We start from the raw sequence: 15,891 nt of genomic DNA on the forward strand, positions 1-15,891 counted from the left end.
TTGCTATATCTTAGCACTACCAGAAAATTAGTAGGTTAAGTTTTATGGTAAATTTGGGGCAAAAAGGTGAAAATATTTTCACCTTTTTTTATTTTAAAGTTTTAAGGAAATAGCCTCTTGCTTTGAATACAGGGCTCTTATATGGGATATCAAAGGTGGTCGGGTAACGGTGCTTGTACGTTACATTTCAATATGTTTCCATATAGGCTCATAATAAATATACGAAAATGTTAGCTGCAATTAAAATACAGTTTATTTGTTGGCATATATTTCACGTTTATTGTTCTTGCCAAAATTCAATATCTGGAGTAATTAATTTTTCTCTCCCTTCCCATTTTGGAAATTCAAATCCTTTTGGGAGGGAATATCCACCACTTTCATAAGTTGTTCCATCCATTCTAGGTAGAAAACATTTAAAATCCATTATTTTTATTCTTTTATTCTTTCCTTCTAACATTATAAACCCTAAATCTTCATTTGATTTGATGGCAATTATAATTCTATTAAAATTTTCTTTTTTTCCAGTAATAGAATCGATATAGGGTTGTGTATATAAATTTTCAAAGTTTGTAGGTAGAATAACATAACTAGAATGATATATTTTTGAATTTTGCAAATTCTTTATTTCCACTTTCATCATAATAGGCAAAGGTTTCTTTTTGATTCTATTATTATTAGGAATAAAATTAGATATTTCCCAACTTGATTTATCTATTGTAATAGGTTCTTCAGAATAAGCATCGGGTTGAAAAACTTCACCAGATTTAGTGTAAAAGGTTAAAATATTCATTTTTGAAGTGTTATTCTCACTAGTAAACCCTATATCATAGTCATATTCTTTTTCTCCTTCTTCCCATACTTTATATGGAATGCTGTGTAAGTAATGAAAAATGTTATGTTCATTATTTCTATATTTATAATTTTCTTCTTCGTTTCCCCAGTATTTATTAAATTTTTCATCATTTTCTTTCCATATTCCTTTGTTTGTTGCCTTAAATCTTGCAATTTCTGTTAATACATGTATAGCACGCATCCAAACGGTTACATTTCCTCCAGGTGCTGTTCCTACAATGATTAAACTGTAAGGGTTTGTTTGTCCGTAAACATCTGTAACAGGATTTTGAAATAATTCCATCATCTTGTCACGAGGCAATTCAAAATCACCTTCATAATAAAAACGGTCTGTTCCACAAAGCCATTCTACATGCAAACCATCGGGTACTGCATCTAGATCTTTTCCACTAGCATAACCTCCAGTTGTTTGACCCCAACCAGGTTGAATCCCTATATTTGATGAAGCGCTATGCACTATTTTTCCTTGGTAAGAAAAACTAATCTTAGGTGAGCTTGAATAATATTTAGGGGCAGAAAGCCCTATTTCCCAGTCAAATTTTTCTTTGGGTTGGCAGGAAATGAATAAAACCATAAAGAAAAATAAAAAATGTAGTTTATTTGTTGACATAAATTTCTCTTTTGTATGTAATTGTATCTCCTTCTAAAATATAAGGAACGGGTTGATTTACAAAGCCAACATTACTTAAAATATGATGGTCTCCTGTTCTTATATCTAAAAAATCGTTTTTTAAACCTCCATAATTTGCAGATAAATGTACATATTTATTTCGTAAAGCAATATACATATCACTTGGTAACATATAAGTACCACCACTTTGTTCTTTAATTTCTTTTTTCATAATGTCCAAATACTCATTGAGTAACTTTTCAGAAGAAAAATCATATTCTTCAGGTTCGGAAACTTTCAATCCTTTTGATTTTGCTTCACTTACATCTTTACAAAAAGGCACTTTATTTTCAATAGCTTTTTCAAGCATCATGTTCATAGGCACTAAGCTATATTTATTGCTTAATTTACGAGTATCTTTAATTACAAAATGGTCTGCTTCTTTATCCATTATAAGTGGTCCTACTCTAGGATCATATACTTGTGGAGCATTATTATCATGATAATAATCAGGGCCTGTTCTTACTTCTTTTTTACCATATATAGGATATATACCATATAGCTTACCTAAATATATCGTTTTAACATAATGATCATAAGTGTTTACAAATTGTATTTCTTCTTCTGTACAAAAATAGTTGTTTATATAAAATTGCCTTACTTTTTCTTTTTCTGCCATTGTAGTCTTATCATTTACATCTAAATCAAAATAATCTACTACTGTTTCGTTTTTGTCTAATTGCGCATAACCACCACCTATGTCTGAATGGGCTCCTAAAAGCTTAAAAGTATACCCTCCTTCCATGGGTGTAGAGGCAAAGTTTTTTCTCCACTCATCATTAGCAACAATATGAAAAGCATAGCCAATTCCTAATCCTGAAATATTTGTTTTTATTTTATCTAGACTTAATTGTACAATAGCGGGAATTATTCCCAAAACAATTGAGGCTTTATAACCTAAATTGTCTTTCACTACCATATCTGAAACCACTGTATCAAAAACTCCTAAAAAACGAATTTCAATAGTATAAGTTTGACCAGTTGGTTTAATTCCTTTTTTAGCTAACATTTTACCTAGATAGCCACCCGCATGTTCTACAACTTCTTTTTCAGTAGGCGATAAAATAATTCCCCGACCTCCAGTAGGGTCAGGAATTCTCTTCGCTCGTGTTTCAACTTTCTGCTTTACTTCATTACAAAAATGGCGAGCAGCAGCAGCCCCACGACTAAAACCAAACACATCAAAGACAATTTTTTTTACTTTTTTACCTCCTATATTAGGTACTATTTGTTCTTCTACCAATTTTTCAATTCCTTCTTCCACTCGTGCTAAAATACCCCATGATCCACGACCTAAACCAGAACCAGCAATATCGTCTGGTTCTCCTTCTTTTGTCCCAATACCTTCTATATATTGTTTAAAAATAAAATATTTACCAAGAACACTATCTTCTTTTACAGTTTTCTCTTCTTGATACAGTTGAAACAATTTAGCAACGTTAGAGTAGGGATTCCAGTAGCTATCGCGATCTGTAATGTCTATTATTTTTTTTGTAGGTAAATCATTTTCAAGAACTGTTACTGTTTGTTTAGATTCTTGTAGTATATCTTCGGCTTTTATCATACCATTTTTCAATTTGGTATAATAAACAGAATCTGAATTAGCTTTGTTATTTCCTGTTCCATCAAAAAATATTCCTGTATATATGATAACAGAATCATCGTCCACTGTTTCAATTTCTAATTTCTCGGGACTAGTTTCTCTTAGAATTCCTTTTTCATCTCCTTTTTGAGCAATTTTCTTGCCGTTTGAAACAATATTACCATCTGAGTAAAAAGTAATTTTACCATCAGATGTAATCTGTGAATTGCCTCTTATATCTCTATATTTCATTTTAAAATAATGAATTAGATTCTAAACTATTATGAATAATTTGCTTTTGTGAGTGCTTTGTTAATTTTCCAACAGAAGAAATAATAACTTCTTTATTACCATTAAAAACAAGATCTTGTACTGTATGTGATTCTAAATTACCTTCAACTCTTTCAATGAAATTACCTACAACTGTAGAATTTTTATTTCCAGTTACGATTTCAGTTTTAATTCCTCCAACACTTTCAATAGCATCAACACCCACACTCTCTATTTTATTAACACCTACATTTGTTGACAAATTATTAGAAACATTAATATCCATATCGGAGCAATTAAAAGAAATTCTATTAGGAGCATTAACACTAATATTACCTTTACCATCCATCATCCATGTATTACCACTTGGGTCTTCTACAAAAACACTTCCTTCTGCATCATTCATGATAATCTTAGTCCCACTTCGTGTTTGAATAACTTTCTGATCATTCCCTGATGTGGCATAACTACTCGATTCATTTCCATTATACATCGCACCTAGTATAAAAGGCTTCTCTGCATTTCCTGCTTCAAATCCTACTAAAACCTCTTCTCCTATTTCCGGTATGAAATACATCCCTTTTCCGCCTCCTGCATGTGGGTTTATCATTCGAACCCATGGTGTAGTTGTCCCTTGTTCCTTTTGCCATGCAAAGCTAACTTGAATACGACCTAACCCTAATGGATCATTGTTGTCTGTTACTACTGCGGGTTGTGTATCGGCTGTTGGATGATGGTGAACATTACCATATGGTGGTGACAAAACGCTGTCTGGAACCGCTTGAAAACTATTGTGATAAGTACCTGATTCTTCACAAACATGGGTAATATCTGTTATAATATAACTTCCGAAATTTTGCTCTTGTAATCCATCTATTAAATTACCAGTCATAGAAAATGAAGGCTCTTGGATAGAAATAACATCTCCTATTCGTAAACCTGTTTCATCACTATCGCCTTTTGCGGTTACTAAATCAGCAGCTCTAGATTGTAACTGTGTAGTTACTCGATCAACCAAATGAGTTCTAGCACTTCCTTCTTCTATTGAATGAGTATAAAGCATCGTTGCACTCTCTGGAAACAATTTCTTTGAACTCTCATACATTACTTTTGAATAGCCTTCAGGTTGATAATTGACTTCCGTTGTATTGGCTTTTTGGGTTTCTGCATTACTTGGATCGTATCCTAAATACTCTAATCCTAATGGCTTTGCACGCATCTCTATATTAAAACTATGCAATGATCTTCCATATTCTAAAGTGAAATTCTTAGATTTTGGAGAACCAAATAGTAATTCTTCTCCATTATAATAGAACCATTGTCCTCTCTTTTGGGCTAATCTACAGGCAAATCCAAAATCGCTCTCTCTATATTGAACTGTATAAGGCATCGAAGCATCATTCTTAACGTCAACTGTAGGTTGGAGTTCTTTTTGACTATAACTACTCGTTATTTTTTTGATGATATCTGATAAAGATTCATCTGAAAAAGATTGTGTTTTTGGTGTACCTTCCATAACAATGGTAGGACTATATCCATTTATTATAATACCTCCAGAAGCTCCTGAGGTACGAATCATTTGAGATTCTGTAATAATACCATGAAAAACTAAAGGTGAAGTCGTTTTTAAACTCGTAGGCTGAATCTCTATCTTAATAGATTGACCTATATAACTCTGTGATTTATCTATTGCCTGACTTACAAACTCTTTGGGTAAAGGTTGCAACAAAGAAAAAGTATGATGCGTATGTACTTTTTGATGAATAACTAATTTTGAAAATCGCGTAAGGGTTTCTCCTCCTATTTGGATGACTATTCGTGTACTTATTGCCATGATTTTGTTTGTTTTGATCTATTTGGTATAGAAACTTAGCTGGATCAAAGAGTCCAACAGACTGATTGAAAGTGAAGAATAGTAATTGGGGCGTTCTATTAACAAAAATAAAAAAGCTTATCCTCTTAAATCCATTATTTTTTATGTTTAACCAAAAGTGTAGAAAAACTGTAATCGTTTTAACAGTTGTACATCCCTCTATTAACAGCAATAAAAAATCTTCCCGATTCACCTAATAATCGCATACTTTCAAAACTAATGGTATTAAAGGTGTTTATCATTTTACAAAGCAAAAAAATGTACTCAATATCTCTTTTTAGCTAGTTAAAACTATGAAAAAGTAGTTGTATAGTAAATTTAGGATTAAAAATTATATTTATATAGCTAAAGCAGGATTAATTTAATAATCTATATAGTTATTTTAGGACGAGTCAAAGACGGTGATACTCCCTATATACTCCCTATCAACCCCGTATATACCCCTTATCAAAGTCGTAGTTGTGGTACCCTATGGCTTATTTTCTTTTGCGGTTTTTAGTAAAAAACAAGTGAATGACAACAAAAAATTAAACTTACAATAGACATTCTCCTCACAAAACATTCAGAAAAAAATAGTCCTATACGACCAGTTTCTGTAACTTTGTTTTCAAAAAAAACAAAATATGACAACACACAATGTAATAACAACCTGGAAAGGAAAAATGCAATTTGAATCCACTAACCCAAGTGGAGAAACCATTACAATTAACGCTAGTCAAGAAAATGGAGGAGAAGGAGAAGGCTTAAGACCAAAAGCATTAATGCTTTCCGCTCTAGCAGGTTGCTCAGGACTAGATATTGCATCATTAATTGAAAAAATGAAACTAAAGGTAGACCATTTCAAAATAGAAACAAATGCAGATCTTACAGAAGAACATCCTAAAACATACAGTAAAGTATTCGTAGAATACCATTTCTTTGGGAATAATTTAAATGAAGTCAAATTAAAGAGAGCAGTAGATTTATCCGTAGATAAATATTGCGGAGTTATGGAAATGTTTCGTCAGTTTACCACTGTTGAAACCAAAATTCATTATTACAACACTTTATAAAAATTCAAAAAAAGTGCTATTATTACATCAATTCATATTTATTTGTAATAAACAAATCCACATATAAGCCAAAATAAATTTAAAATTCAAAACCATGCGCTGGAACCTAAAATCAAAACCACAAAAAAACAAAATACAAACCTTACAAAAAGCACTTCATGTTGATGAAATTATTGCAATCCTACTACTTCAAAGAGGTATTGAAACTTACGAACAAGCCAAAGCTTTTTTTCGACCTACACTAAACGATTTACACAATCCATATTTAATGAAAGACATGGATAAAGCTGTTGAACGAATAGAAAAAGCAATTACAAATAATGAAAACATCATGATATTTGGCGATTATGATGTAGATGGAACCACAGCCGTATCACTAGTATCAAGCTACCTAAAAACATTGCAACCCAACATTGCAACTTACATTCCAGATCGTTATACTGAAGGATATGGAATATCATACAAAGGAATTGATTTTGCAGAAGACAATAACATTACACTAATTATAGCATTAGACTGCGGCATTAAATCTATTGACCATATAAATTATGCTAAAGAAAAAAAAATAGACTTTATAATTTGCGATCATCACAGACCTGGAAACACACTACCCGATGCAGTAGCTATACTAGACCCTAAACGCGAAGACTGTTTATATCCTTATGACGAACTTTGCGGTTGTGGCATAGGCTTTAAACTCATACAAGCTCTTGGACAAAATCGCAATCAAACCATCAAAAATTTCATACCATACCTAGACTTAGTTGCAACAGCAATTGCAGCCGACATTGTTCCAATGACAGGAGAAAACAGAATCTTAGCAAAATTTGGAATGGAAGTCATAAACACAAATCCAAGACCAGGAATTAAAGCCCTAATTCAAAACAGAAAAAAACAAACACTAACCATAACAGATGTAGTTTTTATTGTTGCTCCCAGAATTAATGCAGCAGGGAGAATCAAACACGGTAATTATGCTGTTCAATTACTAACAGAATTTAACTTAGAACAAGCTACAGAATTTGCATCAGAAATTGAAGAATTCAACACAAACAGAAAAGGACTAGACAAACAAATCACAAAAGAGGCCTTGTCACAAATTGAAGAAAACAAAGAACAAGATCGATTTTCTACAGTTGTATATCAAGAAAATTGGCATAAAGGTGTTATTGGAATCGTAGCCTCTCGTTTAGTCGAAAACTATTACCGCCCCACTGTAGTTTTTACAAAAAGTGGAGATAAATTAGCCGCATCCGCACGTTCTGTTCGCGATTTCGATGTCTATAATGCCTTAGAAGCATGTTCAGAACATTTAGAGCAATTTGGCGGTCACATGTATGCTGCTGGAATGACCTTAAAAGAAGAAAATTACAAAAACTTTAAAGAAGCATTTGAAAAAACAGTTAAAAACACCATACACCCCAATCTACTGATCCCAGAAATAACAATTGATGCAGAAATTAACTTTTCAGACATTACACCAAAACTCATTCGTATAATAAAACAATTTGAACCGTTTGGTCCACAAAATATGCATCCAGTCTTTATGTCTTCCAATTGTCACGACACAGGTTATGGTAAAACTTTAGGAAGCGAAGAAGAACATTTAAAACTATTTGTTAAACAAGATAATGAAGAAGCTATCGCAGGAATCGGCTTTGGATTAGGAAAACACTTATCTTTGACACAAAATAAAAAACCATTCCAAATAGCATATATTTTAGATGAAAACGAATGGAACGGAAAAACTAGCTTACAAATAAACATAAGAGCAATAAAAGCTTAAAAATGAAGAAAAAAGATCCGTATGCAGCATTACGTTTTAAAGAATTTCGCTTTTTTTTAAGCATGCGTTTTGCCATGGTTTTTGCATGGTCAATGCAATTTGTTATTATAGAATGGGAAGTATATAGCCTCACAAAAAACCCTTTATCATTAGGAATAATTGGCTTAATGGAAATCATTCCAGCCGTTTCAATGGCACTATTTGCAGGACATATTGTTGATCAAAGTGAAAAAAAAGGACTCCTAATAAAATGTCTTTTAGGATTTTCCATAATTAGCTTAGGTCTATTTTTAATAACAATTCCCAGTATTGTTAATTCACTTTCCATAAACAATACATTAACAATAATTTACATTTTAGTCTTTTTTGGCGGACTAGTCAGAGCCTTTATTGGCCCAACTGTGTTCTCTTTATTATCTTTAATAGTTCCAAAAAAAAATTACCCAAATGCTGCCACATGGAGTAGCTCCACATGGCAGTTAGGCTCCATGTTTGGCCCAGCCTTAGCTGGAGTTTCTATTGGATTAATTGGAGTACATTGGTCCATGTGTTTAGTATTTACTTGTACATTATTTGCATTAATTAGTCTAATACAAATTTCAAAAAAACCAATCTTAAATCCTAAAATTGGAGAACCAATCATGCAAAGCTTAAAAGAAGGCGTTCGCTTTGTGTTTAAAAATAAAACAATATTAGGAGCTATTTCATTAGACATGTTTGCAGTATTATTTGGAGGAGCTGTTGCTCTATTACCCATTTTCGCACAAGACATTTTAAAAGTTGGCTCAGAAGGTTTTGGAATACTTAGAGCAGCGCCCGCAGTAGGATCTATTCTTACCATGATTATTGCAGCTTATGTGTCTTTGAATAAAAATGCAGGAGTTAAGTTACTAACTTCCATATTCATTTTTGGAGTAAGCATTATCGTTTTTGGAATATCCGAAATATTTTGGATCTCTGTAGTTGCTCTATTCTTAAGCGGTGTTGCCGATGGTGTATCTGTTGTAATAAGAAACACTATACTACAATTACACACGCCTGACAATATGAGAGGAAGAGTTTCATCTGTAAACTCTATTTTTGTAGGTTCTTCAAACGAACTTGGCGCTTTTGAAAGCGGACTTACCGCAAAATTAATGGGAGTAGTTCAAGCAGTTGTTTTTGGAGGTTGTATGACTATTGGAACAGTAATAACAACAGCATTAATAGCTCCTTCTTTTAGAAATTTAGATTTAGAAAAAGAAATAGAAGAATTAGAAAAAGAAAACTAGCTCTTATTATATTCTTTCAACTCAAATATTTCCCCATCAAAAACTCCATATGTAAAATAACCAATCCAATCGCCTAGATTAGCATATTTAGAGTTTTCACCAACATCAACAATCATAGGCAAATGACGATGTCCAAAAATAAAATAATCATAATGTTTGTATTCCAATTTTCTTTTTGCATATTGAACTAGCCATTCATTCTCCTCTCCGAGAAACTTAACATCCTCAGCTCCCGAAATCAATTTGTTTTTAACAGAAAGATATTGAGCTAATCGGACACCAATATCAGGATGCAACCAACGAAACAGCCATTTTGAAAAAGGATTAGTAAACACCCTCTTCATCCTCTTATATCCTTTATCTCCAGGACCTTTACCATCTCCATGACCTATTAAAAAAGTTTTCCCATTAAAAACAAATTCTTTATTATCATGATAAACAGGAATATTTAATTCTTTCTGAAAGTAATCATCCATCCATAAATCATGATTTCCAACAAAAAAATAAATAAGAATTCCAGAATCTCTTATTTCAGCTAATTTTCCTAAAACCCTAATAAATCCTTTTGGAACAACTGTTTTATATTCAAACCAAAAATCAAATAAATCACCCAACAAAAAAATAACATCAGCATCTTTTTTCACTTCATCTAACCAAGCAATAAACTTCAATTCTCTTAAAAAACTTTCTTCAGAGTTAGGTGCACCAAAATGTTGATCAGAAGCAAAATAAATCTTCATTTTTTTGTCCAATGGTTAGGCTATTTAAATTTCATACAAAAGTAATGAAAATAAACAATCATTAAACTGCATTTTATCGATGTTATTATACATTTTATCGACAGATGTTTAATAGCATCAATTAATTGTTAACTTTGGATTATTAATCAAATTTTAACTAAAAAATTATAGAATGAAAAAATTATTACTTTTTTTCATGTCGATGTCTACTTTACTTTCCTTTGGACAACTATCCGAAGGGTTTGAAGGTACTTCGTCACCAGCACCTCCTCCTGGTCCAAGCACGTGGACATTAACATCGGGAGATTGGTCTGTATTTGACAATTCGATAGGAACTGCTCAAAGATGGCAATTAGCTCCCGCTACACAACAATATGCAGGCACAAGAGCTGCATATTTAAACAAAGAAACTGTTGCCCCTGGAACTACAGCCGAAGATTGGCTAGTAACTCCACAAACAACAATTCCTACAAATGGACAAATTCGTTTTTACACAAAACTTACTCAAGCTGGAGTTCAAGGAAGTATATATACTATTAGAATTTCAACTACATCACAAACTGACAGGTCAACTTTCACAATTGTTCAAACATGGGATGAAGCTCAAATAATGGGAGGAATTCTTACCGTTGATCAAACAACTTATATACAAAAAATAGTTGATTTGTCAGGTACTATTTATGAAAATCAACCTGTATATGTTGCATTCGTAATGGAAAACAACAATGGAGATAGATGGTTTATAGACAACGTAAATATTGACGCTAAATGTTTAGACAACACAAACTTAGACGCTACACCATTTGGTGATCATGCAGAACTAAACTGGACAAGCCCTTCAGGTGCTACACAATGGGAAATAGAATATGGTCTGGATGGATTTACTCAAGGAACAGGAACTACAATTACTGTAAATACAGCTCCACCTTATGACTTAACAGGTCTAGATCCTTTAACAGATTATTGTTACTATGTAAGAGCAGTTTGTAGTTCAGACAACATAAGCGAATGGACGGGGCCATTTTGTTTTAGTACCACCGAACTTCCTCCTGGTTGTGGAGGTAATTTTGTTGACCCAGGTGGCACAACAGCTAATTATGGAAATAATGAAGACTCCATTATCACTATATGCCCAGATAACATTGGAGATTATATAACTGTAACATTCAATTCTTTCAATACTGAAGAAAATTGGGATGCACTATATGTATTTGACGGAACATCAATAACTTCCCCTCAAATAGCAAGCACAAATGGACCAGGAAATGTCCCTGGAGGCTTAGCAGGAGGGTACTGGGGTACAACAATCCCTGGTCCTTTTGAAGCAACAAATCCTGACGGTTGTTTAACCTTTATGTTTAAAAGTGACGGAAGCGGAACTAGAACAGGATGGGTAGCCGATATTGTTTGTGCCCCTATCCCAACCTGTCCTAAACCAACTAACGTTACATACACTTCTGTTTCTCCTTCAAGCGGAAATATAAATTGGGATCACGCTATTGGAGCTACTGCTTGGGATATATATGTAGTCCCATCTGGCTCTCCTGCTCCTGATCCAGGGACAACTCCAACATACTCAAATATAGCCTCAGCAGGCCCTCCATATTCGTTTTTAGCCACTGGGTTAGATTCATTTACAACTTATGATGTATATGTAAGAGCAATATGTAGCCCTACAGATACTAGCAATTGGTCAAATACTTCCACCTTTACAACTGCACCCGATTACTGTGCTGGAGATCATTTTTATGATCAAGGTGGACCAACAGGAAACTATTTACCAAACCAAAATGTCACAACTACAATTTGTCCTGACACCCCTGGAAATGTTGTAACTGCATTTTTCAACTCTTTTAATCTTGCTACAAACGACATACTAACCGTATACAATGGAGATAATACGTCTGCCCCAGTATTAGGTACTTTTACAGGAACTACTTTACCTCCAATATTAGTATCAAGCGCTGCAAATGGATGTTTAACATTCAATTTCACTTCAAATGGATTTACAAATTTAGCAGGTTGGGATGCAACTATTCAATGTACACCACCTCCAACTTGTCCTGCTCCAACTGACTTAATTACAACTTCAATTTCAGAAGAAGGAGCTACATTGGAATGGACTGAAACAGGAACATCTGGTACATGGCAAATAATCATACAACCTGTTGGAAGTGGATACCCTACTCCTCCTTACACAAATGCATTACCATCATATCCTTTAACTGTAACATCAAATCCATACACAATAACTGGTTTAGATGCAAATACAGAATATGAATACTATATACTATCAGATTGTGGAGGTGGAGACTTTAGTTTTTGGACTGGACCTAAAAAATTCACAACGTTATTCCCTGGTTGTGGTGGATCAACTCCTGCAGGAGATGTTATTCCAGAAGCTGCTCCCGTATGTAATTTAAATGGATATTGCGGAAACACGTCACTAGCATACAATGACGAAGGAGATTGGCCTGAATTAGATACTGCATTTTGTGGGTCAATTGAAAACAATTCCTTCCTAACTTTCCAAGCAACATCTACTTCAATTTCTATGGATGTTCTAGTAGGAAACTGTATCAACGGAAGTGATATTCAATTTATGATATTCAGTGCCGCAACTCCAGGTAGTGGACCAATCGATGTTATTGATTGTTATTTTCAAATGACTGTTGGTACAAATTCACTAAATTTTAATGGATTAATTCCTGGTCAAAACTATTATTTAATGATCGATGGTTTTGCTGGAGCTCAGTGTGACTACTCTGTTACTGTAACATCTGGAGGCTCTACAACTACTGATGTAGACATAACACAGGAAAACACAACTATATGTATAGACGAAACTTTAACACTTGATACTACTGGAGGAAACGGAGTATATAATTGGTCACCAGCAACGGGACTAAGTGCAACAACAGGAACTTCAGTTATATTCACACCTACGGCACCTGGAACATACATAATTCAAGTTGAGTCAACAGATCAAAATTCATTATGTGCTACTTCAGATTTTATTGAAGTAACCGTTTTAGAAAAAACAATTCCTACATTTGCTATACCAGGACCATTCTGTCTTGGATCAACACAAGAAACATTACCAGACACTTCTAATAATGGAATTCAAGGTACATGGTCTCCTTCTGCTACAATTGACACTTCAACAGCAGGCGTATTCCAATATACTTTTACTCCTAACGCTTCATTTCAATGTGCAGAAGTTGTAGTTATCGAAATAGAAATAATAGCAACATGTACATTTAATAGTATTGCTACAGCAGTTCATATCCAAAACTGTGAAACGCCAGCAACTGGAGAATTTTATAACGTTACAGGTTCTGGATCAGTAAGTATTGGCCCTGCGTCAAATATTTACACTAATAATGATTATGGAACGTACGTACAAGGATCAGCAAATCTAATTCTTCAAGGTGCTGAATTAAAATCTTTTAAAACATCAACTTCAAATGTTTGTAATGCTAATCTATATTACAAGGTATATGAATCATCAGTAGATCCTAATACTATACCTTTTTCAAGTATAGGATTAACTTTATTTGATGATTGTATCGCAGGGACATTCCCAACAGGAGGAACTTGTAATTCAGGAGATCAAAAATGGAGAAATATTTCTTCAACTATTGATTTAACAACTTCTCCTCCTGGCAATTATATTATTGAAGTTTACTTTGATTTAGTAGGAGACCACAATAGTACAACTGACTGTGATGATACTGTTTTGGTAAACAATGGAGGAAATAACTTTATTGCAACTTTCTCTATTCAAAGCGCTCCAAGTTTTACTACCACAAATGAAGAATGTAATAGCTCAAATGCTACAATTATAGCTTCTGGATTTAATCCTGGAGAAGTATATAACGTAACTTATGATGATGATACAGTTACAGTTGGTCCAGCAAACTTTACAGCAAATCCTAATGGAGAAATCATAATTACAGGTTTAAATGCTGGAACATATACAAATTTCAATTTTGAAATTAATGGATGTACAACAACAGATGCGAGTTCACTAACGATAACTAATTTTTCTCCTTCTATTTCTCAAATAACATCAAATTCTCCAATTTGCTTTGGTTCAGATGCTATTTTTGTTATTGAAGGAACACCAAATTATTCTTTAGACTATACAATAAATGGAGGAACAACACAAACATCTGTTTTTGATGCTTCTGGAAGTTTAACAATTACAGTTGTAAACCCTGCTGTAGGAAATGTTGATTTAGGATTATCAGCCATTTATAACTCTGCTTGTAATGTAACTTTATCTGATATTAGCACTGTTATTGTTAACCCATTACCTGTAATCAACAGCATTACACCTGCTAGCGAAACAACTTGTATTGGCAGCGATGCTACATTTATAATTGATGGTACACCAGATTCAACTGTTACTTACAACATTGACGGTGGAACTAATCAAACTTTAGCACTAGATGGAACAGGATCATATACATTAGTAGTTCCAACACCTTCATCAACAGTTGAGGTTTCAATAATTAGCATAACAAACACGACAACTAATTGTACAAATACACTTACAGGTATCAGTGCAAGTGTGGCGGTAATAACAGTTCCTGTCCCTACTGCTGACTTCCCACTTTGTACTAATTCTACAACGACTATTGAAGTGACTTCACCATTAATCGAACAAATAAACACTACTTCTGACTTATTTATATCTGAGGTTACAGATTCACAATCTGGATCATTAACTTATGTTGAAGTATATAATGGAACAGGAGCTTCAGTTGATTTAAGTAATTATAAGTTAAAAGTTTATACTAATGGAAACCCTTCTGTAAATTGTGATCTTCCATTAAGTGGTACATTAGCAAATAATGATGTTGTTGTTATTAAATTAAGTAATAGTGCAAACATTCCTACAATTACTCCTGATTTATCATTTACTACATGTTCAGGTGTTAACAATAATGACAATATAAGACTTGCTACAATTGCAGATGTTGACATTGATATGTGGGGAACAACAGATGGTTCTATATTTACACCTTCAAATGGTGTAGGATACACTTATAGAAGAAATACTACAGGAACCATATTACCATCAACCACATGGAATTCAAGTGACTGGAACACTCTAGACCCTGAAGACTATTCAGATGTTGGCAATTATACTTTATACGTTACTAATTATGAATATATTTTAAGTGATGGTACTAATACAACAACAGAAACATCAACTACATTTACTGGTGTAACTGCTGGAACATATACAGTAATCGCACATGACCTTACTAATGATTGTTTCTCAGAACCTTTAAACATAACTATTAATGCTGCTGTTCCTGTAACATTTGCAGAGATTGAAGATTTATGTTCTGGCTCAAACGACACAACGTTACCTACATCTTCTTTAGAAGGTATTAATGGAACATGGTCACCTGCATCAATTAATACTTCATCAATTGGAACCTCAACATATACATTTACACCTGACGCTAGTGAGTGTGCTTTAAGTACTGACATTGAAGTTACTATAATAGCTTGTACAATACAAAAAGGTATATCTCCTAATGGTGATGAATTTAACCAATCTTTTGACTTATCAGGATTTAACGTAAAAGAATTACAAATCTTCAATAGATATGGTAAAAAAGTGTACAGTAAAGCAAACTATACTAATGAATGGGAAGGACAAACTGAAAATGGAGATGAACTTCCTGATGGAACTTACTATTATGTAATTGATTTTACTGATATGGAATCAAAAACAGGTTGGATATATATAAATAGGCAACAATAAAAACTAAATA

Annotated in this window: 8 protein-coding genes; 4 read left to right on the forward strand and 4 right to left on the reverse strand. The window is 33.4% G+C overall.

Going from position 1 to position 15,891, the window contains the following annotated elements; genetic code table 11:
- Nucleotides 1-277 precede the first annotated feature (277 nt).
- Genes LXD69_RS03980 through LXD69_RS03990 form a run of 3 tightly spaced genes read right to left on the reverse strand, consistent with a single transcriptional unit; the run spans nt 278 to nt 5,208 of the window.
- Nucleotides 278-1,462 carry a DUF2931 family protein gene (locus LXD69_RS03980; protein ID WP_246917724.1) on the reverse strand — a complete coding sequence of 395 codons (1,185 nt, stop codon included), beginning with the start codon at nt 1,460-1,462 and terminating at the stop codon, nt 278-280.
- Nucleotides 1,449-3,356 (reverse strand): phospholipase effector Tle1 domain-containing protein, encoded by a 1,908-nt coding sequence (locus tag LXD69_RS03985; RefSeq protein WP_246917725.1) that lies wholly within the window; start codon nt 3,354-3,356, stop codon nt 1,449-1,451. Before LXD69_RS03985 ends, LXD69_RS03980 begins: the two co-directional genes overlap by 14 nt.
- 1 nt (nt 3,357) lies before the next feature.
- Nucleotides 3,358-5,208, reverse strand: coding sequence for a type VI secretion system Vgr family protein (locus LXD69_RS03990; protein WP_246917726.1), 1,851 nt, complete (start codon nt 5,206-5,208; stop codon nt 3,358-3,360).
- Between the two features lie 662 nt (nt 5,209-5,870).
- Between LXD69_RS03990 and LXD69_RS03995 the strand changes: the two genes are divergently transcribed.
- From LXD69_RS03995 to LXD69_RS04005, 3 genes are all read left to right on the forward strand, one after another.
- Nucleotides 5,871-6,299, forward strand: coding sequence for an OsmC family protein (locus tag LXD69_RS03995; RefSeq protein ID WP_246917727.1), 429 nt, complete (start codon nt 5,871-5,873; stop codon nt 6,297-6,299).
- A gap of 94 nt (nt 6,300-6,393) precedes the next feature.
- A complete protein-coding gene (gene recJ, locus LXD69_RS04000) occupies nt 6,394-8,085 on the forward strand; it encodes a single-stranded-DNA-specific exonuclease RecJ (RefSeq protein ID WP_246917729.1) in 1,692 nt (563 codons plus the stop codon).
- A 2-nt stretch (nt 8,086-8,087) separates the two neighbouring features.
- Nucleotides 8,088-9,356 (forward strand): MFS transporter, encoded by a 1,269-nt coding sequence (locus LXD69_RS04005; RefSeq protein ID WP_246917730.1) that lies wholly within the window; start codon nt 8,088-8,090, stop codon nt 9,354-9,356.
- On the opposite strand, the gene LXD69_RS04010 is transcribed toward LXD69_RS04005, so the two are convergent.
- Nucleotides 9,353-10,096 carry a UDP-2,3-diacylglucosamine diphosphatase gene (locus LXD69_RS04010; protein WP_246917732.1) on the reverse strand — a complete coding sequence of 248 codons (744 nt, stop codon included), beginning with the start codon at nt 10,094-10,096 and terminating at the stop codon, nt 9,353-9,355. The genes LXD69_RS04005 and LXD69_RS04010 overlap by 4 nt on opposite strands.
- A gap of 172 nt (nt 10,097-10,268) precedes the next feature.
- Here LXD69_RS04010 and LXD69_RS04015 point away from each other — a divergent pair, with 172 nt between their 5' ends.
- Nucleotides 10,269-15,881 carry a T9SS type B sorting domain-containing protein gene (locus LXD69_RS04015; RefSeq protein ID WP_246917733.1) on the forward strand — a complete coding sequence of 1,871 codons (5,613 nt, stop codon included), beginning with the start codon at nt 10,269-10,271 and terminating at the stop codon, nt 15,879-15,881.
- Nucleotides 15,882-15,891 lie beyond the last annotated feature (10 nt).

It is taken from the genome of Flavobacterium sediminilitoris, assembly GCF_023008245.1.
Lineage (GTDB): Bacteria > Bacteroidota > Bacteroidia > Flavobacteriales > Flavobacteriaceae > Flavobacterium > Flavobacterium sediminilitoris.